Origin of the sequence: Exiguobacterium sp. USCH10, from assembly GCF_037619445.1 — a bacterium.
GTDB classification, from domain to species: domain Bacteria; phylum Bacillota; class Bacilli; order Exiguobacteriales; family Exiguobacteriaceae; genus Exiguobacterium; species Exiguobacterium aestuarii_A.
This window is the reverse complement of the sequence record NZ_JAQPZO010000001.1, coordinates 779,297-801,086: the sequence shown is the minus strand read 5'-3', so window position 1 is coordinate 801,086 and position 21,790 is coordinate 779,297. Positions and strand designations below refer to the sequence as shown.

At 48.0% G+C, this 21,790-nt stretch carries 21 protein-coding genes; 10 read left to right on the top strand and 11 right to left on the bottom strand.

Annotated features, from left to right (window positions below; all coding sequences use genetic code 11):
- Positions 1-2: 2 nt before the first annotated feature.
- The 4 genes from PQI28_RS04110 to PQI28_RS04095 form a co-directional block, all read right to left on the bottom strand.
- Entirely contained in the window at positions 3-452 is a 450-nt protein-coding gene (locus tag PQI28_RS04110; RefSeq protein WP_427373410.1) for an SACOL1771 family peroxiredoxin, read from the bottom strand.
- Between the two features lie 52 nt (positions 453-504).
- Positions 505-1,743: a peptidase T gene (pepT, locus tag PQI28_RS04105; protein ID WP_271305905.1), complete on the bottom strand. Its 1,239-nt coding sequence runs from the start codon at positions 1,741-1,743 to the stop codon at positions 505-507.
- 102 nt (positions 1,744-1,845) lie between these two features.
- Positions 1,846-2,520: an LrgB family protein gene (locus tag PQI28_RS04100; RefSeq protein WP_339962591.1), complete on the bottom strand. Its 675-nt coding sequence runs from the start codon at positions 2,518-2,520 to the stop codon at positions 1,846-1,848.
- Positions 2,517-2,870 (bottom strand): CidA/LrgA family protein, encoded by a 354-nt coding sequence (locus PQI28_RS04095; protein WP_339962590.1) that lies wholly within the window; start codon positions 2,868-2,870, stop codon positions 2,517-2,519. The genes PQI28_RS04100 and PQI28_RS04095 overlap by 4 nt, the downstream gene beginning before the upstream one ends.
- Positions 2,871-3,019: 149 nt before the next feature.
- On the opposite strand from PQI28_RS04095, the gene PQI28_RS04090 reads away from it, so the two are divergent.
- Positions 3,020-3,757, top strand: coding sequence for a YwqG family protein (locus PQI28_RS04090; RefSeq protein WP_339962589.1), 738 nt, complete (start codon positions 3,020-3,022; stop codon positions 3,755-3,757).
- Between the two features lie 44 nt (positions 3,758-3,801).
- Here PQI28_RS04090 and PQI28_RS04085 read toward each other — a convergent pair whose 3' ends face one another.
- Together PQI28_RS04085 and PQI28_RS04080 are read right to left on the bottom strand one after the other, a co-directional pair.
- Positions 3,802-6,954 (bottom strand): efflux RND transporter permease subunit, encoded by a 3,153-nt coding sequence (locus PQI28_RS04085; RefSeq protein WP_339962588.1) that lies wholly within the window; start codon positions 6,952-6,954, stop codon positions 3,802-3,804.
- A 29-nt stretch (positions 6,955-6,983) separates the two neighbouring features.
- Positions 6,984-7,550: a TetR/AcrR family transcriptional regulator gene (locus tag PQI28_RS04080; protein ID WP_339962587.1), complete on the bottom strand. Its 567-nt coding sequence runs from the start codon at positions 7,548-7,550 to the stop codon at positions 6,984-6,986.
- A gap of 228 nt (positions 7,551-7,778) precedes the next feature.
- Here PQI28_RS04080 and PQI28_RS04075 point away from each other — a divergent pair, with 228 nt between their 5' ends.
- From PQI28_RS04075 to PQI28_RS04065, 3 genes are all read left to right on the top strand, one after another.
- Positions 7,779-8,840, top strand: a complete 1,062-nt coding sequence (locus PQI28_RS04075; protein ID WP_214746803.1) for a Fe(3+) ABC transporter substrate-binding protein — start codon at positions 7,779-7,781, stop codon at positions 8,838-8,840.
- Between the two features lie 133 nt (positions 8,841-8,973).
- A complete protein-coding gene (locus PQI28_RS04070; protein ID WP_337874253.1) occupies positions 8,974-10,611 on the top strand; it encodes an ABC transporter permease in 1,638 nt (545 codons plus the stop codon).
- On the top strand, positions 10,611-11,318 hold the full coding sequence (locus PQI28_RS04065) for an ABC transporter ATP-binding protein (protein ID WP_214695778.1): 708 nt from the start codon (positions 10,611-10,613) through the stop codon (positions 11,316-11,318). Before PQI28_RS04070 ends, PQI28_RS04065 begins: the two co-directional genes overlap by 1 nt.
- Positions 11,319-11,367: 49 nt before the next feature.
- Here PQI28_RS04065 and PQI28_RS04060 read toward each other — a convergent pair whose 3' ends face one another.
- The 3 genes from PQI28_RS04060 to PQI28_RS04050 all read right to left on the bottom strand — a co-directional run bounded on the left by PQI28_RS04060 (position 11,368) and on the right by PQI28_RS04050 (position 14,496).
- Complete coding sequence (locus tag PQI28_RS04060) at positions 11,368-12,267, bottom strand: class F sortase (RefSeq protein WP_337874252.1); 900 nt, start codon at positions 12,265-12,267, stop codon at positions 11,368-11,370.
- 19 nt (positions 12,268-12,286) lie between these two features.
- Positions 12,287-13,627 (bottom strand): copper amine oxidase, encoded by a 1,341-nt coding sequence (locus tag PQI28_RS04055; protein WP_214785561.1) that lies wholly within the window; start codon positions 13,625-13,627, stop codon positions 12,287-12,289.
- Positions 13,628-13,704: 77 nt separating this feature from the next.
- Positions 13,705-14,496: an AraC family transcriptional regulator gene (locus PQI28_RS04050; RefSeq protein ID WP_339962586.1), complete on the bottom strand. Its 792-nt coding sequence runs from the start codon at positions 14,494-14,496 to the stop codon at positions 13,705-13,707.
- A 123-nt stretch (positions 14,497-14,619) separates the two neighbouring features.
- Between PQI28_RS04050 and PQI28_RS04045 the strand changes: the two genes are divergently transcribed.
- Together PQI28_RS04045 and PQI28_RS04040 are read left to right on the top strand one after the other, a co-directional pair.
- The gene (locus PQI28_RS04045; RefSeq protein WP_339962585.1) at positions 14,620-16,269 is read left to right on the top strand and encodes a glycoside hydrolase family 13 protein; all 1,650 of its coding nucleotides are present in this window, start codon (positions 14,620-14,622) and stop codon (positions 16,267-16,269) included.
- A gap of 103 nt (positions 16,270-16,372) precedes the next feature.
- On the top strand, positions 16,373-16,879 hold the full coding sequence (locus PQI28_RS04040) for a flavodoxin domain-containing protein (RefSeq protein ID WP_271305915.1): 507 nt from the start codon (positions 16,373-16,375) through the stop codon (positions 16,877-16,879).
- On the opposite strand, the gene PQI28_RS04035 is transcribed toward PQI28_RS04040, so the two are convergent.
- Positions 16,843-18,441, bottom strand: a complete 1,599-nt coding sequence (locus PQI28_RS04035; protein WP_339962584.1) for a glycoside hydrolase family 55 protein — start codon at positions 18,439-18,441, stop codon at positions 16,843-16,845. The two genes, PQI28_RS04040 and PQI28_RS04035, sit on opposite strands and share 37 nt — an antisense overlap.
- Before the next feature lie 261 nt (positions 18,442-18,702).
- Between PQI28_RS04035 and PQI28_RS04030 the strand changes: the two genes are divergently transcribed.
- The 4 genes from PQI28_RS04030 to PQI28_RS04015 all read left to right on the top strand — a co-directional run bounded on the left by PQI28_RS04030 (position 18,703) and on the right by PQI28_RS04015 (position 20,496).
- Positions 18,703-18,903 carry a cold-shock protein gene (locus tag PQI28_RS04030; RefSeq protein WP_015880427.1) on the top strand — a complete coding sequence of 67 codons (201 nt, stop codon included), beginning with the start codon at positions 18,703-18,705 and terminating at the stop codon, positions 18,901-18,903.
- A gap of 117 nt (positions 18,904-19,020) precedes the next feature.
- Complete coding sequence (locus PQI28_RS04025; protein ID WP_214760730.1) at positions 19,021-19,434, top strand: pyridoxamine 5'-phosphate oxidase family protein; 414 nt, start codon at positions 19,021-19,023, stop codon at positions 19,432-19,434.
- 178 nt (positions 19,435-19,612) lie between these two features.
- Positions 19,613-20,119, top strand: a complete 507-nt coding sequence (locus PQI28_RS04020) for a DoxX family membrane protein (protein ID WP_214746834.1) — start codon at positions 19,613-19,615, stop codon at positions 20,117-20,119.
- Positions 20,120-20,199: 80 nt separating this feature from the next.
- Complete coding sequence (locus PQI28_RS04015) at positions 20,200-20,496, top strand: DUF3817 domain-containing protein (RefSeq protein WP_074034148.1); 297 nt, start codon at positions 20,200-20,202, stop codon at positions 20,494-20,496.
- A gap of 21 nt (positions 20,497-20,517) precedes the next feature.
- On the opposite strand, the gene PQI28_RS04010 is transcribed toward PQI28_RS04015, so the two are convergent.
- Positions 20,518-21,768: an MFS transporter gene (locus PQI28_RS04010; protein WP_339962583.1), complete on the bottom strand. Its 1,251-nt coding sequence runs from the start codon at positions 21,766-21,768 to the stop codon at positions 20,518-20,520.
- Between the last annotated feature and the right edge of the window lie 22 nt (positions 21,769-21,790).

Genomic DNA, 21,790 nt, shown 5'->3' with positions numbered 1-21,790 from the left:
CTTTAATCGACTCGTACAACGGTCGTATTCAATTCGAACGCCACATTTCCTGCGAGCGCGCGTGAAATCATACATTGATCTTTCGCTTTTTTCGCAATGCGCTCGACTAGCGTAATCTCTCGGTCGGTCATCTCTGCAGGTACTTGAATCGTTGTCGCATAGCGAATCGTCTCGTAGGTGAAGATGCCGTTCGTCACATCGACGATGCCTTCCGCGTCAATCGTGATGCCACGGTGAGTCAGGTCACTTCGCCCGAGTACGGCTGCGAGTGTGATGATATAACACGTGGCCGCTGCCCCGAGTAACATTTCATCCGGATTCGTGCCGACTCCGGGACCGTCCATTTCGGGTGGAATCGAAATCTGTGTCTTTAATCGCTCAGCCTCGAGGGTACCGACGTCATTTCGTCCGCCATCCCAGCCGAGGTTCATGCTAAATGTATGTTTCATCAAAAATCGCCTCCAATGTCTCTAGTGTAAAAGAGAACGATTGGAGGCGCATGTGTTATGCTTGTGCACGCTTCGCGAATGTGCGAAGTGTTTCGATGATGACGGTTGTTGCTTTTTCCATGTTGTTCACAGAAATATATTCGAACTTCCCGTGATAGTTCTCGCCACCCGTGAAAATGTTCGGTGTCGGAAGGCCCATGTAAGAAAGTTGCGATCCATCTGTCCCACCACGAATCGGTTCAATCTTCGGTTCGATGCCAAGGCCGCGCATGACGTCAGCGACGGTATCGACGATGTGTTTCACCGGTTCGATTTTCTCGGCCATGTTGTAATACTGGTCTTCCATTTTGAGCTCAATCCGCTCTTCCCCGTATTTTTGTTTCCATTCGAGGACAAGTTTCTCCATCAACGCTTTACGCGCTTCGAACTTCTGTTTGTCGTGATCGCGGATGATGTATTGAAGTGTCGTCTTCTCCACATCACCATTAAAACCGTTCAAATGGAAGAATCCTTCGTAGTTGCTCGTACGTTCCGGTGCCTCATCAGCCGGTAAACGGTTTTGGAACGCCATCGCGAGCTTCATCGAGTTGACCATCTTGTTCTTGGCGCTACCCGGGTGCACGTTCGTCCCGTGGAAGGTGACGGTCGCACCAGCTGCGTTGAAGCTCTCATACTGTAACTCTCCGAGCGGTCCCCCGTCCATCGTGTAAGCGAAGTCCGCGTTAAAACGGGCGACATCGAATTTATGTGGTCCACGCCCGATTTCTTCATCCGGTGTGAAAGCAATGCGGACCGGTCCGTGCGGAATCTCAGGGTGAGCCAATAAGTATTCGACGGCTGTGACGATTTCGGCGATTCCTGCTTTATCATCCGCACCGAGGAGTGTCGTTCCGTCCGTTGTCATGAGCGTATGTCCGACATACCCGTCAAGTTCTGGGAAGTCTTTTGGTGACAAGACGACATGAAGCGACTCGTTCAAGACGATATCGCCACCTTCATAGTGCTCGACGAGTTGAGGTGAAACGTTCGTACCCGTGAAATCGGTCGCCGTATCCACGTGGGCGAGGAAGCCGATTGTCGGGACGTCATGATCGACGTTACTCGGAAGTGTGGCGAAGAGATAGCCGTATTCATCCGTCTCGACGTCTGTCAGCCCGAGTTCTTTCAGTTCTTTCTCCAAATGACGAATCAAATCCCATTGTTTGGCCGTCGACGGTGTTGTCGTACTCGTGAAGTCAGACTGTGTATCAATCTTCGCGTATGTCATTAAGCGTTCAATTAGTTTCTCTTGCATGGATTGCCCTCCTCTAAAAAGTTTCATCTTCATTAGTTTATCACGCGCGCTCGAAGTCGAAACAAAAAAGTCACGCCCATCGATGAAATGAGCGCGACCTGTTCAAAAGAGAAACGGGTATAAAATGGGCAAGATGAATGAGGTGAAGATGGCCGTCAATCCCATCGCGGCTCCACCTGTTGCACCAGACAATGGATGTTCCGTCGCCGCTTGAGCGGTCCCAATCCCGTGACTGATGGTGCCGAGTGTGAGTCCACGCGTGAACGGGTCGTCTATACGAATCCACGTCAATAAGACCGGACCGAGCATCGCACCTAAAATACCGCAGGCGACGGCAATCGAGGCGGCAAGTGTCGCATCCCCCTCTAACTGTCGAGCCAATTCAAGGGCAATCGGTGACGTGGCCGATTTGACCGATAGCGCAATCAATACGTTTTCGGTAAACGAAAACAACTTCCCGAAAAGGACAGCAACAAAAATCGTGGAAAGTGACCCAAGTACGATGGCACTCAGGGCCCGTTTTGCCCGGGCGAGTAACACGGGTAAGTTGCGATAGAGCGGTAACCCGAGGGCGACAGTCGCCGGACCGAGTAAGATGGTGATGAGATCGGTAGCCGGTTTATACGCATCATAGGACTGTCCTGTCACAAGTAACAGAAGAATCAGAATCGCTGTACTTAAGAAGACGACATTAGTGAACGGGGATGCCCACTTTTTCGAAAGTTGACGACTAAACGTATATACGAGAATCGTTAATCCAATCCAAACGTGTGTCACGATGTCTCACCTTCTTTCCCGGAAACAAACGCCGTCACGACCATTCCGACCGCCATGCTGACGAGTAACGTCACGAGAAGAGGGATGCCGGCGGCTTTTAACAGCGTGCCGTACGCCATGAGCCCGACTGCAATCGGGATGAAGAAGAAGGCGAGGTGTTTCGTCAAAAATCCAGCGCTGTCTTCAATCCATTCCACGCGGATGACTTTTGTCAGTAAGAGGACGAGCAACAGCACCATGCCGATGACGCTGCCCGGTACTTTCCAGGAGAACGTCTCAACCATCCAGTTGCCGAGCGTGCTCAATCCAAACAAGAGTGAGAGCCCAATCATCCATTTCAATAATTTCATATATATGACTTCCTTTCGCGTCATTCAAAACGTATGCATCTTCTCAAATTCATCTTCATCGGTCAAGAAAAGGGTATAACAAAAAAGATGAGGGGTACATACGTTCGGCATGCTATACTACATCTATCATAAACAAGCGGGGTGTCGAGATGGAACTAAAAATGATTGAGCAATTTATTGAAGAGCATGGATTACAAAACGGGGAAGACATTTTACGTGCGTTCACGAAGCGAGTCAATTTGACGCTTGTACCACGAACCACACGAGAAGAAGTTCAAATCGGCCATTCAAAATTCGGTGGGCATCCTGATTTGCCGAATGCTGACTTGCACCCTGGGGAGAATATGACGTTTTTAGCTCAGTTCCGTTTAAGTGATTTAGCTGAGTTTGAATCCGTGGATGCACTTCCGAAAGAAGGTTTGTTGTCTTTCTTCTATGACTTGGAAGAACAACCTTGGGGAGATGAGGACGAGCGTCATCTTTGGCGTGTCTTGTATACGGAAGAAACGCAACTAGAGCGAGTGCGGGTTGGAGAAGCATTGAATGAGCGTGCCGTTTCTTTCAAAGAGAGCTATGCGGAGAATGGGTATGATTTGTACGACTTGCTCGGTGACGACCTGTACGAGACGCTTGTCGAACAATTCGAACAAGAAGAACTCCACGCAATCGGTGGACATCCGAATGAAGTGCAGAATGACGTGTTTGAAGAAGTAGAAGAAACATATGGGGAACGATTCGATCATCCATTCCTGCTCTTTCAGATGGATTCTACTGAAGAATTAGATGTCATATTTGGGGATGTTGGAATTCTTTATTTTCTTATTCCAGAAGAGGCCCTCCGCGCCAAACGGTTTGAAGAAACCGAAATCATCATGCAGTGTTATTGAGCGCAAAAAAGAGAGTCGACTTGTCAAAGTCAACTCTCTTTTGTTTACGCTTGTTTTTTCTTACGGAATCGTGCGAAGAACTCATAGACGATCGGTACGATGAGCAACGTGAGAAGCGTCGAACTTGTAAGTCCGCCGATCACGGTGACTCCGAGACCTTTCGAGATGAGTGCCCCACCCTCGAGACCGAGTGCGAGCGGTGCGAGTGCACCGATTGTTGCGAGTGCGGTCATCAAGATTGGGCGAAGGCGTGTGCCTGCTGCCTCAAGTAACGCTTCACGTGTTGATAAACCAGCTTCTTCTTTATGAATGACGCGGTCAATCAAGACGATGGCGTTCGTGACGACAATCCCAATCAACATGAGTGCCCCAATCAAGGCAGAAACCGAAATCGTTTCACCCGTGATGAGGAGGGCGACAAGTCCCCCGATAATCGCATACGGGAGTGAGAACAACACGACGAACGGTGTGAGTGCCCCTCCGAATGTGATCACGAGAACCAAGTATACGATGGCGATTGCGGCGAGCATCGCAAGACCGAGCTGTGTGAACGATTCTTGAATCTGTTCCGTTACACCGCCGACATCATACGAGACCCCGGACGGGAGCTCGATCTCTGATACGCGTTCTTCGATCGCAGCAGACGCTTCTGTCGCTTTATCTGTGCTGAGTTCAACACTTACTTGTGCGAGCAGTTTTCCGTCGCGCTCGACGAGTGTGTCCGGCGTTGTGCCTTCTTCGATTTCAATGAAGTCTGAAATCGGGCGTGGTCCGAACGGTGTCGTGATTTCTTGTGCTTGCAGGTCATCGACACTATCATACGTCACTTGCTCGTTCGGGATGACGACGTCTAACTGTTTGTCATCCACTGTCACGCTCGCAAGTGGGCTTTCTGGTGCCTGGAATTGGCTGATGACTTGTGCGATTTGACCTGCAGATACACCAGCTTCCGCTGCGGCTTGTTGGTCGACGTTGAACGTATATTGTACATACGATTCACGTAAGTCTGACGTTGCCTGACGGACGTAATCCGTTTCTTTTTCAATCGTTTCGATGAAAGTCGGTACGATGGCTTCTAAATCTTCAAGCGAGTTGGCATAGACGTTATATGTCACACCGCTTGTTGCGCCGCCACCTGAGAAGTCTTGTTCTTTCCACTCACCGTTTGAAGCGAGTTCGTTCAACTTCTCGATATCAGCCAACTTCACATCTGCGAAATCTTCTGTATCCGGGTCATACTGGACGATAAAGATTCCTTGTTTATTGTTTCCTGGGTTCAGCGGGTTCTCTCCACCGACCGTGAACTGAACGTCCGTTGCGTTCGGTTGTTCTTTCATGAAGTATTCTTCTGCCACTTCAGCCGCGGCAATCGAATCTTCAAGCGTTTGACCAGGTTCTGGGTCGAACGTGACGAACAACGTCTTCTCCGAATCTTGGTTCAAGAAGTTGACCCCGATCGCTGGGACGAGGGCAAAACTACCAATCAATAGGGCAGTCGCGAGTCCGAAGACGACGAGTTTATGGTTCAGTGACCAGTTCAAGACGCCGCGATACCATTCTGCGAGCTTTCCTGGACCTTCTTCTGGCTTCAACTTATCGCGGTTTTTAAAGAACGAGTCGGCCATCATTGGTACGACCGTAATCGCGACGAGTAATGAAGCGAGTAGGGCGAAGACGACAGTCAATGCGAACGGCAAGAACAATTCACCGACAAATCCTGTGACAAATCCGAGCGGTAAGAATACCGCGATTGTGACGATTGTTGACGAGGCGATCGGGATGAATACTTCTTTTGTCGCCGCGATGATCAATTCTTTACCGCGAAGTGGTTCGTTCGACCGTGTGAGTCGACGGTAAATGTTCTCGATGACGACGATGGAGTCATCGACGACGCGTCCAATCGCAACGGTCATCGCACCGAGTGTCATGATGTTCAGTGTGATATCCAATTGCTTCAACACAATAAGTGCCATAAGAAGCGATAACGGGATCGAGATGACAGCGATGATTGTCGATCGGAAGTTACGCAAGAACACTAAGATGATGAGGATGGCGAATAAGCCACCGAGCAATGCTTTCGATAACATCGTCTCGACCGACTCTTCAATCGGTTGTCCTTGGTCGAGTGTGATCGATACATTCGCCGTATCATACTCTGCTTCGAAGTCATTCAATACTTCTTTGACGGCGTTGACGACATCGACCGTGTTCGCATCTTGTGTTTTCGTCACTTGTACGCCGATTGAACGTTCACCGTTCGAGCGAGAAATCGATTCTTCGATTCCTTTGTCCTCGATTGTCGCAAGTTCACTCAACGCGACAGTCGGAACCGTCGTCGGAACGTTCGGTGGTAATGCCGATGGTGTTTCCGTCGGGACCTCTGTTGGCACGTCTGGCGTTTGACCAGGTGGCAATTCAGTCGGGGCAGACGGTGTCGTCGGCGTTGATTGTGCTGGTGAGTATGGGATTTGGATGTCGCGGAACGCTTCGAGCGTCTCAGACTTGCCGTCGATGACGACCGCTTGCTCCGTGTCACCTAATTCATATAATCCGAGCGCGATACGGGCATCATTCGCTTGAATCAATTGTTTGACCGTGTCTTCTGTCAAATTGTATTCAGCGAGCGCTTCTTGATCGAATTGAAGTTCGACGCGGCGAATCTCTTGTCCGGCAATCTGGACGGTTTGTGCGCCTTCCACTCCTTCAAGAGCGGGTTGGACTTCTTCCTCGACGAGTTTCGTCAATTCGGCTAAATCAAGACTCTCATCCGAGATGGCAGCCCCGATGACCGGGAAAGCGTCGAAACTGAGACGCGATACTTGTGGTTCTTGTGCCGACTCCGGCAATTCGACGTTACTCAACGCATCTTTGACTTGCTGTTCCGCTTCATCCATATCTGTACTGAAGTCGTAATCGATTTGGATGTTCGAAGCGTTTTGGAACGATGAAGAACGAACTTGTTCCACACCATTTAGACTTTGCAGGCGTTCTTCGAGAACGGTACTGACTTCTTCGAGTACTTGCTCAGGGGATGCTCCTGGATAAATAGTTGTGACCGAGACGGTCGGTGTGGTGATGTCCGGTAACGTCTCGAGCTTCATCGTCAGACCGGCGAAAAGACCGGCGGCCGTCAAAATGATCGTCATCAACCAAACCGCGAACTTGTTGTTGACGGAGAAGGACGTGATTTTCTGCATGGGTTTTTAATCTCCTCTATATGTTGTTTTTATGATTGGCTGTCGATGGCGTGGGCCCGTTCAATCAAGCGGGTGATGATTGCTTGTTTGAGTTCGGCAGGGGGAACACCGACCCCAAAATGTTCTGACATCATCATGCCTTCGAGTGCATAACGAATGATCATCGTTTCAACCGGGTCGGCTGTTTGTTGAAACTGTTCGAAGAACGTATCTAAATCTTGCTTCCATCGATCGGCATACTCTTGATCGACGGCAAACAGCGTGAGAAATGCGATCATTTTCTCAACGTCGATATGAATGGCAGCGCGTTCGGGATGCAAATTCGTTTCATCGAACAGACGAACGAATGCTTCGACTGGACCGTGACCTTCCTGTTGCAGTGAGGCATACAACTCGTTTTGCTCTTGTTGTAACCGTTCGACGATTGCAGTCAGTAATGCCTCTTTTGAAGCGTAGTGATAGAGAAGTCCACCTTTTGAAACACCAGCTGTTTTAGCGACCTCATCTAACGTGAGTTGATGCACACCTTGATTCATAATGATGTCCGTTGCCGCATCTAATAGCTTTTGTTTCGTGACGTTCGATCGGTTTGTCATATCTCCACCCCTTTCTGTACCGACCAGACGGTTTGTTTGATTTCACTATATCGTCTGTATTCTTTTGAAGTCAAGAAATGATGCCCTCAAAACTGTCACAAATTAAGCATTCTTATTGATAGCGATTGCAGAAAACCCTTGACGTGAGAATGATTATCAGTGATGATAGGTACTGAGAGTAATTATCATTACCAGAGAGAGAAATCATTGAACGTGGGGGAATGACAGATGAACAAAAAATATGCAGCTTTAGGAATTTCAGCAGCACTAACGACATCGCTCCTTGCCGCTTGCGCAAGCACAGATGAGACAACTTCAAATGAAGGCTCGGACGATTCGAACGTCGTCAACGTTTACTCGAGTCGCCACTACGATGTCGATCAACAATTATATAAACAGTTTGAAGAAGAGACTGGCATCAAAGTAAACGTCGTGGAAGGTAAGAGTGACGAACTTCTCGAGCGTTTAAACACTGAAGGAGAGAGCACAGAGGCTGACCTCTTCATTACGGCAGATGCTGGGAACTTGTATCAGGCGAAAGAAGCGGGACATCTCCAAGCGGTCGATAGCGATGAGCTTGAGTCAAACATTCCTGCAAAATATCGTGACACGGACAACGAATGGTTCGGTTTGACGAAACGTGCACGTGTCATCGTTTACTCGAAAGATCGCGTGAAACCAGAAGAATTGTCGACGTATGAAGCATTGACAGAAGAACAATGGAACGGCAAAGTACTCGTGCGTCCGTCTGAAAACATGTACAACATCTCACTTCTCGCATCATTCATCGAAGTGAACGGTGTCGATGAGGCGAAAGAGTGGGCGAAAGGCTTAGTGAATAACATGGCACGTGATCCACAAGGGAACGACCGTGACCAAGCGAAAGCAGTCGTCGCCGGTGAAGGGGACGTCGCCATCATGAACACGTACTATATGGGTCTCATGTTGAATTCTGAAGACGAAGAAGAAAAGAAAGTCGCTGAGCAACTCGGTGTCTTCTTCCCGAACCAAGATACAACAGGCACACACGTGAACATTTCTGGTATCGCGATGACGAAAGCATCGAAAAACACAGAAAATGCTCAGAAATTGATGGAGTTCATGTCAGAGCCGTCAGCTCAAGAGAAATTTGCGAGTGTGAACTACGAATACCCAGTCAACGAGTCGGTTGAGCCGAATGAGCTTCTTCAATCATGGGGCGAGTTCAAAGAGCAAGACATCAACCTCTCTGCACTTGGAGAAAACCAACAAGAAGCAATCCGCATCTTTAACGAAGTAGGTTGGAAGTAAGATGACTTCGGCTTGAACGCGAGTTCAGGCCGGAGGTTTTTGCGTTTCATACACCCTAAGCGCTACACGAGACGCGTAGAAACTGATATGATGGGACAGGAATTGATTGTTTACAGAACGGGAGCGGTACGACATGAACTGGCACGCGGTAAAACGACAACTGAATGGATGGGCGATCCTAAGCTTTCTTGCGATTTTATTGATCGTCTTGCCGGGGATTGTCGTGCTCGTGGAATTATTCGCACCGGTCAATGACAACTGGCAACATATTCAAGAGTATTTGTTGCCCCGTTATGTGCGGAACACGTTGTTCATCATGGTGGCTACTGGTCTCCTGACGACTGTGATTGGAACGAGCCTCGCCTGGTTCGTGACCGTCTATGATTTTCCGTTCCGTCGCTTCTTTAAATGGGCACTCATCTTGCCACTGGCAATTCCGCCTTATATCGGGGCGTATACGTATCACGGCATTTTAAATTACACCGGAGTGATCCAAACAACGCTACGGAATCAGTTTGGGATTACTGTCGATCAGTCGTACTTCAATATTATGTCGATTCAAGGAACCGTGTTTATTTTCACCTTGTTCCTCTATCCATACATTTATACGATCACACGAGCGTTCCTGCATAACCAATCGTCCTCGATGATTGAGAACGCACGGATCCTCGGTCGTGGGTCGTGGGATATTTTCTTCACCGTCGTCATTCCGATTTCCCGAGTCGCCATCATCGGTGGTGTCAGTCTCGTCTTGATGGAAGTACTTAACGACTATGGCGTCGTGAAATATTTCGGGATCCAGACGTTCAGTACCGCTATTTTTAGCACATGGTTCGGGATGAAGGATACGTCGTCGGCGCTGAAGCTGGCAGGTACCCTCATGATTCTCGTCATCGCCATCTTGACGATGGAGCGACTCGTGCGAGGACGGAAGCAATTCAGTTACGCTTCGACGAAAGTGAAACCGCTCAAACCGAGACCGCTTCAAGGCTGGCATCGCTACGCGGTATTCGCATATGTCTCCATCGTCTTTGCCATCGCATTCGTCATTCCGTTCACGCAGTTGACGGCTTGGACGTTCCTGACGTTCGATACGGTCTTCACAGAAGAATTTTGGCAACTCGTTTGGAATACGGTGCGCGTCGCCTTTATCGCGACGGTGATCATCCTGTTGTTCGCACTCATCATTGCGAACTACACACGGCTGTTCCCGTCGAACATGACACGCGTGATTTCGAAAGTGACGACGCTCGGGTATTCGATTCCGGGAGCAGCCATCGCGATTGCGGTCATCACGCTCTTCTTATGGCTCGATGGCAAAGTGCTCGATATGGCTAGGGCACTCGACTTGAGCCAGACGTTCGTGTTTCGGACGACGCTGATCATGCTTATCTTTGCCTACGTCATCCGTTTCCTCGCCATCGGCTATAACTCGATTGAGAGCGGGTTCGAGAAGGTCGGGAAATCGTTCACGGAAGCATCTCGCATGCTTGGTTGGAACACGGTCCAGACTTTCTTCCGCGTGGATATCCCGATGATCAAAGGCGCCATCATGAGCGCATTTATCCTCGTCTTTATTGATATTATGAAAGAGTTGCCGTTGACGCTCTTTTTACAACCATTTAACTTTTCGACGCTTGCGACTCAGGCGTTCAAATACGTGAGTGATGAGAAGATTCACGAAGCGGCACTCGCTTCCATCGTCATCGTCCTCATGAGTGGACTGTTGATATTCGTTTCCCACAAGGTGCTTGATAAGGAGGCCGACTAATGTTCGTTCAAATCAACGATTTACATTTTAGCTATAAAGGTGCACATGAAGAAACCATCAAAGGATTCTCGATTTCGATCACAAAAGGCGAAATTGTCTCGCTTCTTGGGGACAGCGGTTCTGGGAAAAGTACGATTCTCCGATTGATCGCAGGGCTCGAGATGCCGAATCAGGGCGTCGTCGTCGTGAACGACTGCGTCTGTTGCGACGATTGTCAGTTCATGCCGCCAGAAGATCGTGGCGTCGGGATGGTCTTCCAAGACTACGCACTCTTCCCACACATGACCGTTGAAAAGAACATTCGGTTCGGTCTTCATAAACTAAGCCGGAAGGAACGGAATGCGCGTGTCGAAGAAATGCTCGCGCTCGTCAACTTGACGGAGTTCCGCCACCGCTACCCGTACGAACTCAGTGGGGGACAACAACAGCGTGTCGCGCTCGCGCGTGCACTCGCACCGAAACCAGCACTGTTGATTCTAGACGAACCGTTCAGTAACCTCGACACGTCACTTCAACATCGGATTCGTGACGATTTGCGCCGTCTCTTGAAGCAGACAGGTACGACGACGATCTTCGTGACACACGACGAGGAAGATGCAGAGGCACTCGCTGACCGCATCGTCTACCTCGGAGAAGGCAAAATTAAAAAGCAAGTCATGACGGAGAACAACAAGACGTTCAACCCGCAGATTCCTTGCTTCGTATAATAGAGAAGACCCCTTATTCACACATTAAAAGTGAGTAAGGGGTCTTTTGTCATTTGGTCATCTCGGAAGGCTTCGACTCATTTCCAAGTTGGTCAATCGCAGTCACATAATAAGAAACACCTGTTTTACTTGCGACTTCGATACTCTTTCTTGCATGGGATGGGACGCTTTCGATATGAGTAGCTTTTCCGTCGACGACTTCATAGATGCGATATCCGATCACGCTCTCTTGACGCACGGCGTGCCAGGTTAACAAGTTTCCTTGTCGCTCGACTGCCGTTGGGATCTCGAGATCGACAGTTTCGTTCAGCTCGGTATCCACTAGCTCTGTATACACGACGAATCGTTCATCGTAGCCCCCGTCCCCGAACGTACCCGAACAGGTGATCAAATTTAAATTGCGATTTGATGTGGCACCGAAAATCTCTTCGATTGGCGCGGTTTTCGTATCATAGCGTTCTGTTTTTGTGACGCGGAACCGAAGTGTGTTTCCGGCTTCGTCTTGAATCAGAACGTCATCGCCTTCTTTAAGTTGATCGAGTTGATAAAAGACGGCCGGACCGGTCTTGCTGTCGACGTGACCGGCGATCACGGCGTTTCCTTTACTTCCTGGTGTGACACCAGGTTCGAACCACCCGACCTGATTTTCATCTTCCGGAACACCCATCTGTCCGTTTTCCAGTACCCCGACTTGCTCGATAGCGGTATCGACATCGATTTTCGGAATTTGGATTTGAACGGGGGTGACGGCCTTAGCGTTTTCTTCTTCTTCCGCTAATCGTAACTTCTTCACCTCTTCCTGTAGAAGTGAGAATTCAGCCGTTAAATCCGGGCTCTCCTCTATTTGTTTTTCTTCTACAGGTGGTGACGACGATTCTTGGGCGCTCGTCCACGTCCAGAAGCTAAAACAAAAGAGAGAGAGCGCCAGAAACAAATGGCGCTTGTTCATGGGGCTCCCTCCTTATTGATTATTGTTCAGACACTTTACGTTTGCGAAGCGTTACGAAGGCGAGTAAGATTCCGCCAAGTACAGCTAATCCAGCGTAGAGCGTGTTCATTGATTGTTCTTGTGCACCACCGAGACCTGTTTCAGGCATCTCTTCAGGCATCGTTGTTTCTGCGAACTTGTCAGGCATTTGTGTCACGATTGCGTTACCGAGTGTTTCACCAACACCGAACATGAACGCATATCCTTCACGGAATGACATCCAAGCAGCTTCTGCATCGCCTGCGACGTATTGATCGAATGTGTCGAGTACGAGTGTCTCATGCTGTTTGATGGCTTCTTCACCAGCAGCTTGTGGTAAGTTACCTTCTGTTGCTGCATCGAGGAATGTGCTGAAGTCGACAGCGAATTGGTCGAGGCGCATACGTGCTTCTTCAATCTTCGCTTCGTCACCTTCAAGTGTAGCAGCTACGATATCACCTTGTGCTGTGATGTGATCTGAGTTCCAAACTTTTTCGAACTGTGCAGCACCTTCGTCACCGTATACAGATGCGATGGCCGCTTTGAAGTCGAGTGTATTCTGGTCTTCTGCCCATGTTACATAGTCATAGTCCTCTGCTTGGTCATATCCTTTTTGCATACCGATTGCAGCGAGGGCGAAGTGCTCACCTGCAAGACTGTTCAATGTTGAGCGGAGTTCAACAGCTGGTGTGTCTGCTCCAGTCGTGAATTTGTCAGGCATTTGTGTGACGATTGCGCCTGAGAGGGCTTTACTGATGTTGAACATGTGCTTGTAGCCTTCACGGAACGTCATGTAAGCTTCTTCGTAATCTCCTTCGACATAGTTATCAAATACAGAGAGGACTTGGTCTTCATGAAGTTCAAGTGCATCTGCTGCAGCTTCTTTCGGTAAGTTACCTTCTGTCGCTGCATCGAGGAATGTTGAGAATTCTTCTACGAACTCATCAACTTCAGCTTCAGCTTCCATGCGTAGTTCTTGGTTGTCTGATTTTGCAGCTTCTACGAAATCATCTGAATAGTCGTTATGGCCACGGAAGATGTCTTCAAATTGTGCAGCACCTTCTTCACCGTAGATTGAAGCGATAGCTGGTGTCATGTCGAGCGCATTTTGATCGAGTGCTTGATCCGCGACCTCAGCATCTGCTGCCTCGTCGTATCCTTTCATCATCGATGTGACGGCTAATACGTAGTGCTCAGATAAGAGTTGATCGAGTGTGGCGCGAAGGTCACCTGCTGGTGTACTTGCTGTCGGTGTGTGATCCGCTGCCTGTGCGTTGACCGGTACGAGTAGTCCTAAGGCTAGTGCCGGTGCTACGATTTTGTTTAACGTCTTCTTCTTCATGTGTAATCGCTCCTTTTCGTAAGTGAGTGTTGTTGTCATTATTTACACCCATCTAACGGATCGGCTCAAAAAATGGATCACTCTTTTTTTATTTTTTTTTCGTTTTTTTGTTGAAGAGTGCGATAAACCCCTGGTGCTACGCCATATTTACGTTTAAAAATTCTGTGGAAATATGGATAACTTCGAAATCCAGACAGTTCCGCAATCGTTTCTAACGAATGTTTTGTATAGCGCATTTGCTCTTCGGCAAGCTGCAACCGAATCGATTGTGCATATTCGATGATCGTCATCCCGGTCTCTTCTTTAAAGAGATGAACGGTCCGGGAAACGCTGAGTCCGACCGCTGCGGCGACGTCTGCCACTTTAAAGTCATTGGTGACGTGCGATTCGATAAAGCGCATCATACGAGAGACGACTGGAGGTCGCGCCTGGGAATGCATATCTTGAATCGAACGATCAAGCATGAGTAGAAGCGCTTTGACGAGAGTTTCAATTAGTACGGCACTTTGTTCAGATGGTGGACGGCGCACTTCCTCTGTAATGTGTTGCCATAGCGAGAGTAGGCGGGAATCGATGGTGATGGCATACATTCGCTCCCGTGGAGTCGCATGCCACCATGTATCCATCGCATGTCCGGAGCAAAAGATATGATAGTCTCCGCTCGCAGGTGTATCGACATGCATTTCATAGAAGTCACCCGGACGGACAATCAATACGTCACCAGGTCGTGTAATCATCATTTCCCCATTGACCACAATCCGAGCCGTCCCCTCTGTCTGTAAGCGAATCAGATACGTATCGAGTACGTTAGCGAATGGAAAAGTGTAGGTCGTTGTATGATACGAATAGCCACAAAAGCCGATTTCCATAATAGTCTCCTCATTTTATAGCAAAATTGTACATATCCTAATCATATCATGGATGGTCATGAATCCTTGAAGACAGTACGATGAAAGCGTTGAAACGGAAATGAACTTCAAGGAGGACGTAACATGAAACAATGGTGGAAAGAAGCAGTCGTGTATCAAATTTATCCGCGGAGCTTCAATGATTCGAATGGTGATGGGATTGGTGATATCCAAGGGATCACGGAGAAGATGTCTTACTTGGCAGAACTCGGGATCGATGTCATCTGGCTCTCGCCGGTATACGATTCACCGAACGACGACAATGGATACGACATTCGTGATTATCGTGCCATCATGGACGAGTTCGGTACGATGGACGACTTTGATGCGATGCTTGAGGAAGCACACCGTCACGGGATTAAAATCATGATGGATCTCGTCGTCAACCACTCTTCTGACGAACACCAGTGGTTCATGGAGTCACGCTCTTCAAAAGAGAGTCCATATCGTGACTATTATATTTGGAAAAAAGGAAAAGACGGTCAGCCACCGACGAACTGGGGAGCTTTCTTCGGCGGCAGCGCTTGGCAGTATGACGAAGCGAGCGATGAGTACTACCTTCACCTATTCAGTAAGAAACAACCGGATTTGAACTGGGAAAGCGAGACGCTTCGTCGTGAAGTGTACGATCTCATGACGTATTGGCTCGATAAAGGGGTCGATGGGTTCCGGATGGACGTGATCAATATGATCTCGAAAGACCCGAGTTATCCGAATGGTCAAACGCAAGGAACAGGTTACGGTGACGGCACGCCATTCTTCTTTAACGGGCCACGTATCCATGAATTCATGCAAGAGATGAATCAAGAAGTCTTATCGAAGTACGACACGATCACGGTCGGTGAGATGCCAGGGGTCAGTGTGGAAGAAGCGAAATTGTATACAGGGGAAGACCGTAACGAACTGAACATGGTCTTTCATTTTGAGCATGTAGATGTCGGGAACGGCAGCTTCGGAAAATGGAATCCGACGGACTGGAAACTCACAGAGTTGAAGACGATCTTCTCGCGTTGGCAAGAAGGACTAGAAGAAGAAGGGTGGAACAGCCTGTATTGGAGTAATCATGATCAGCCCCGTGCCATCTCGCGCTTCGGGAACGACTCTCCAGAATATCGCGTCCGTTCCGGGAAGATGCTTGCGACACTTCTTCATCTATTGAAAGGGACACCTTACATTTATCAAGGGGAAGAGTTCGGGATGACAAACGTCGCGTTTGATTCGATTGATCAGTACCGAGATATCGAAACGTTGAACGCCTACCGTGACTACACATCAAAAGGGTTGTTGACGCACGATGAGATTTTCCGCGGAATTCATGAGCGAGGACGTGACAATTCACGAACGCCGGTACAGTGGTCGGACGAAGCACATGGTGGCTTCACGACAGGGACACCATGGATTGGGGTCAACCCGAACTATGTCGACATCAATGCGGAAGCGGCACGAAAAGACCCGAATTCGCTCTTCCATTACTACCGTCAATTGATTGCGCTCCGTAAAGCCAATCCGCTCGTTGTCTATGGAAAGTATGAGCTGTTGTTACCGGAAGATGAGGCAATCTATGCGTTCACACGTTCGTTCGAAGGAGAGGCATGGCTCGTGCTCTGTAACTTCTCAGGTGACACACAACAACGTGACTTACCATATGACGTAAAAGAACGCGTCATCGGAAACATGGAACCGATTGAACCGTTCACCCTTCGTCCTTACGAAGCACAAGTGTATAAACTGTGACGAAAAGCTCGCCAGACGGCGAGCTTTTTTGAGTGACCACGTATCTTCTTCTCATGATTCGGGAATAGTGTAAGTAACGTCTGACATGAAAAGAGGGAACGACATGGGTACTTTAATCGCGTACTCTTCCAGATATGGGACGAGTGAAAAAGTGGCGTCTTTACTCGCTGAACGGTTATCGGGAGATGTTCATGTCCAAAATATCGTAGAAGAGCCGAACGTCATGTGGGAGACCGTGGATCACGTCATCGTCGGCAGTTCGATTCGGATGGGTACCATCCAGGACGAGATGAAGGAATGGTTGTCGCTTCATGAGGCACACTTGCTGGAGCATCCTCTCGCTCTATATTTGTGTGCTGGGACACCGACAGAGTCGGAGCGGATTCGTGAGCTAGAAGAAGCTTATCGTGACAAGTTGCGCGAACATGCTTATTTCGTCGAAGTCGTCGGAAGTGGGTATGACTTTGAACGAATGGGCTTTTTAGACAAAGCGATCGTCCGCATGATGGCCAAACAGAAAGAAAGCTCGCTTGAACTCGATGAGGACAAACTGGATCGACTTGTCGAGGCGGCTCAAACGTCCGAACGCACTCGGTCCGAGAATCCGTAAGCAAGTATGTCTTTCACATCGATCGGACTTTTCGTGGAGATGAGTACATCTCCGCTTTTTTTCTGTCCTTCGATGTGATGAAGTGCGATCCTCTCCAGCTGACGTCCTATTCTTAACGCGATTGGCGCAGATTCATGGCATCGTAAGTTTTCGATGGTCACTTCATCGGTCCGGTTATCTCCCCCGAACAGTTCGAGATCAGCTCTCGAGGTTGTAAATCCACGCACGGAGATGCGATGTAATTGAACACGTCGAGACTTGTATTGAATCGCTAATGCCGGATGTTTTTCATAATCGTAAGTTGGGTCACCGATCGCGGTCAATCCATGGATGAAGACGTCCTGATAGGCCGAGACGACTAAACTTCTTGGAGAGGATTTCGCATATAGCGAGCTTCTAACTGGTTCGACGGATACTAAATTCGTACCAGATAGAAAGCGTGCTGTCGTCGAATCGGGATCGTCTGCTAAATGATGACCGATGTGACGGAAATTAAATGAGCGATTGTCATGAAGTGAAAGGTGTCCAAAAATATGAACGTCATGAGCTGCTGACGAAGTTCCATGTGCTTTTACTTCGATTCCGCCAAAACATCCTTCACTTTTGTTATTCACGAGTGTGACATGCCGCGATCCATCGTCAATCTCAATGCCGTTCGAATTTGAGAATCCGAGGGCGTGTGTTCGACCATGAGGGTGATGACAATAACAATTAGTGATATAAATGGCATCGCTATGGTGTGTCGTGATTCCGTCATCCCCATAGTTCGTCGCCTCGAGATGATCAAGATGAATATACCGACTGCCGTTTGCGGCTCGCAGTCCATCCCCTAAGTAATGATAGTGTGGAGACGTGATGTCGAACGCATGAAGACCGGCATTTTTAGCCGTCACATGATGCACCCAACCATACGTCACATGCGCAAACGTCAAGGCACTCGATGTCGTGTCACCGCTCGTGGTTCGTTTCACATCGCCTAATCGTGCGACGTTCCAATCGAGTGTCAGGTGACATACCTCGACATGATGGTTTCCCGCAAATGGGGTGGCGTTTCGTAACAGTCTTCGATGCTTTGGCGCACGATCCGATAGTTTTAGAATGGTGACGTCCTGTCCGGCACCTTCTAACACGCAGTTCGAAGGAAGGCGAATGCCCCGAACGATATACACACCTGCCGGGACAAAGACACGGCGATTGGAGCGGAGGGCGAGACGAAAAGCGAGCGTACAATCCGTTTGTCCGTCCCCGACAGCGCCATAATCTGTCACATCAACACGTTGTTTTGTGACCTGCATTAGGTTCAAATATTCCGCATCGAGGCGGCGCATCCAAACAGGACGAACCATTCCGTCCATTTGTTCGAGCGGGAGTGACGTTTGAACAGGCGTAATGCGCTCAGTCATTGGAATTCGGCAAGGGATGGATTGTTGCTGCTCTGAGTAAGATGTCTCGCGCGTGGAGCGGTGCCATTCGAGTGTTCGCTGGATGAGGTCTTCTTCCGACCAATCAGAATATGAGGCAATCATCGAAGCGATTGATTGCGGGTCCTTTGCATTTTTCATAATAAATCCTCCTAGCATCATCTTCTCTAGCATGTACCCGTTTCGCCTTGTTTTTTAGCAATCAGAAGTATTTACTAGACAGAAGCATCTAGTCGTGTTATATTCAATATGTGCTTAATTAAGAATAGCTGGAATCATAATTCACAAGTGCTTGGGATTATTTTTCATTAGATAATCCAGAGGCTTGTATTTTTTTTGGTCAAGTTTTTTCTAGTAAGGCACTACTATAACGCATAGCGTTTATTTCAGGAGGGTTCATTCATGAACACAGGTAAAGTAAAATGGTTTAACTCAGAAAAAGGTTACGGCTTCATCGAAATGGAAGGCGGAGACGACGTATTCGTACACTTCTCAGCAATCCAAGGCGACGGCTTCAAAACACTTGAAGAAGGCCAAGAAGTAACTTTCGAAATCACAGACGGAGCTCGTGGACCACAAGCTTCTAACGTTGAAAAAATCTAATCTTCCTTTCTAAGGAATATGATACCTGCTCGCATTGGCGAGCAGGTTTTTTTGTGTTTAATCGTGTGGTTTGAGGGAACAGTATACGAGCGACAAACCATGAAGGAGGAATTCGGAATGAGTGCAAAAGAAACAGCATTAAAGATTCTAGATTCAAGTAATGTAGGGACGATGGCGACCGTATATAAGGTGAAGCCACATAGTCGTTACATGACATTTTTCCATGATGATTTTACACTCTATACAGCAACCTCGAACGATACAGATAAGGTGGAGGAATTAGAGAAGAATCCATATACGCATATTTTGATTGGTTATGATGGCGATGGGGTCGGCGACACGTACTTAGAAATTTTAGGGAAAGCGACTGTGTCAGATGATGAATCGATGAAAGAAAAAGTGTGGAACGACAAACTCGAAGGCTGGTTTGATGGACCAGACGATCCGAAGCTTGTCATCCTCAAAATCGAGCCGGAATCGATGCGTGTGATGAACAAGAAAGGTCAGCCACCTCAAGAAGTGACCTTGTAAAATCCTAAAAGGCGCCTCAAGTAGGCGTCTTTTTGATGGATATGAATAGAGTGTGACGTACATATGGACGAATCATGAACAAACAAAAATACATATGTGAAATAGTGAACATAGACGGTATATTGTGAATGTAATCACATTATTCATTTATTCAACTTCTTGAAAGGGAGGAATCATCATGTTCACGAAATTTTGGCAAAATCATAACATCGCTACGGCAATCTTGACGGTGTTACGTGTATGGCTCGGTTATCATTGGTTAACAGCAGGTTGGGGTAAAATCACAGGTGGCTTTGGAACGGAAGGATTCTTAAACAACGCGGTGACACTCGCGACTGGAGAACATCCAGCTGTCGCAGGATGGTGGGCTGCATTCTTAGAAAACGTTGCGATTCCAAACGCTGGATTATTCGATATCCTGATTCCTTATGGTGAATTTTTGGTCGGGTTAGGGTTATTGCTCGGAGCACTCACACGTAGCGCGGCATTCTTCGGTCTTGTCATGAACATGGCTTTCTTACTCTCGGGAACGGTCAGTACGAACCCAACGATGTTGATCGTATCTGTATTGATTTTGGTTGCTGGACATAACGCAGGGAAAATCGGAGTCGACGGTTTGTTCCTTCGCAACTTCGTCGAAACGAAAGTATTGCATCGTTCACCAAATCGTCAAATAGCTTCGTAACTTTTATGCACTCTCCTGTGACAAACCTCTCATGTTTCGGCTACGATAGATATAGCCTACAGAGATAAAGGAGAACGCATATGACTACGACTCATTTTAAATGGCTTGGCTACACAGAAGGTGTGTCCTTCTTGTTGTTACTGTTTATCGCGATGCCATTGAAATATATGGCGGGTATTCCACTCGCGGTCAGCATCGTCGGCGCAGCGCACGGTTTCTTGTTTGTGGCCTACGTACTTGCGGCCATGTACATGGCGTGGCGCTTCCGTTGGGGCTTCAAAGTGCTGACGCTTGCCGTCATGGCATCCGTCATCCCATTCGGACCATTTTTATTAGAAAAACGGGTACTCCCGTCAACAGAGAAGACATCGAACTGATTCGTTCGATGTCTTTTTTTGTTAAGACGCTTGTTCAATTGACTGAGCTGCTCGTTCCGCTTGGATGTCATGGCGAATCCGATATGTGAGCGTGAAGGTACATAGGAGTAGGCCAATCATACATGCAGTGTATAGATGTGCGACTGGTACAAGATCACTCAATACCCCGAATAGAATAAAACCGATTGGCGTGATACCCATCGCAAGTGACTCGAGTACCCCGATCACGCGACCTAAATAATTCGGATCCGTATTCGTTTGTAAAAGCAATTGAATCGGAACGTTGACACGTACGATAAAGAAACCACTCAATAAGGCGAACATTGCGAAAAAGAAAATCGAAGTGAGGACGTTGAAGTTCAAATATAATGGAATGGCAGGGCCGACAAATAGAACACTGAGTATGGTCAGTGCAGATCGCATGGTCGACAGGCGATGTTTGATTTTGAATAGTGGCAAGGCGTGAAGTAAAGAAGCGATTAAGAATCCAATGGCAACCATGCTTTCAAGTAGTCCAAACTGAAACGGAGACACGCCGACCTCTTGTAAAGCGGCTATCGGGAACAACACTTCTGTCGCGACGAAAAAGAAGTTCAAGAAGGCAGCTAGAACGGCGACTGTCCATAAAACTCGTTGCTGCTTCAAATAAGAGAGACCAGACCGTACATCTTCCCAGGTGGATTGTTCGGTTGGAGCAATCTCTTTCTGATGAAATGTGAGTCGAGAAGCAAGCAAGGCGGCAATCATGAAGAATAGGGCTGAACTGAATAAAAAAGCTGAAATCGGTATGAGTTTAAACAGTGCTCCGGCAAGAAGCGGAGTGCCGATACTTGAGATGGAGATGATGCTCTGAATGAGGGAGTTGGCACGTTGAAGCTCTTCCTCTTCGAATAGAAGTGGGATCGAACTCGATAGCGTGACCGATAAGAAGGTAGAGACGATGGATAGGAAGAATGTGATGACATAAAAGGCAGGTGCTTCGAACGTCCAAAGCAAACTTGCAATCCCTGCGAGTAAAAACAGTCCTCCATTCAAAGACTCCATCTTGATGATGACTCGTTTTCGGTCAAGTTTGTCCGCATAAGCGCCGGCAAATGGTGACAAAAGAACGCGTGGCAATGTGCCTGCCAGTAAAACAAATGCGAATTGTAATCCAGATCCAGTCGTCGTCAACACCGTTAATCCTGCTACGAACGTAAATAAGTTGGATGCGAACAGTGACATGAATTTACCGAGTAATAAAATCGATAAATTGGAAGAAAAGAATTTCATAGAGAACACTCCTTTGCAAATT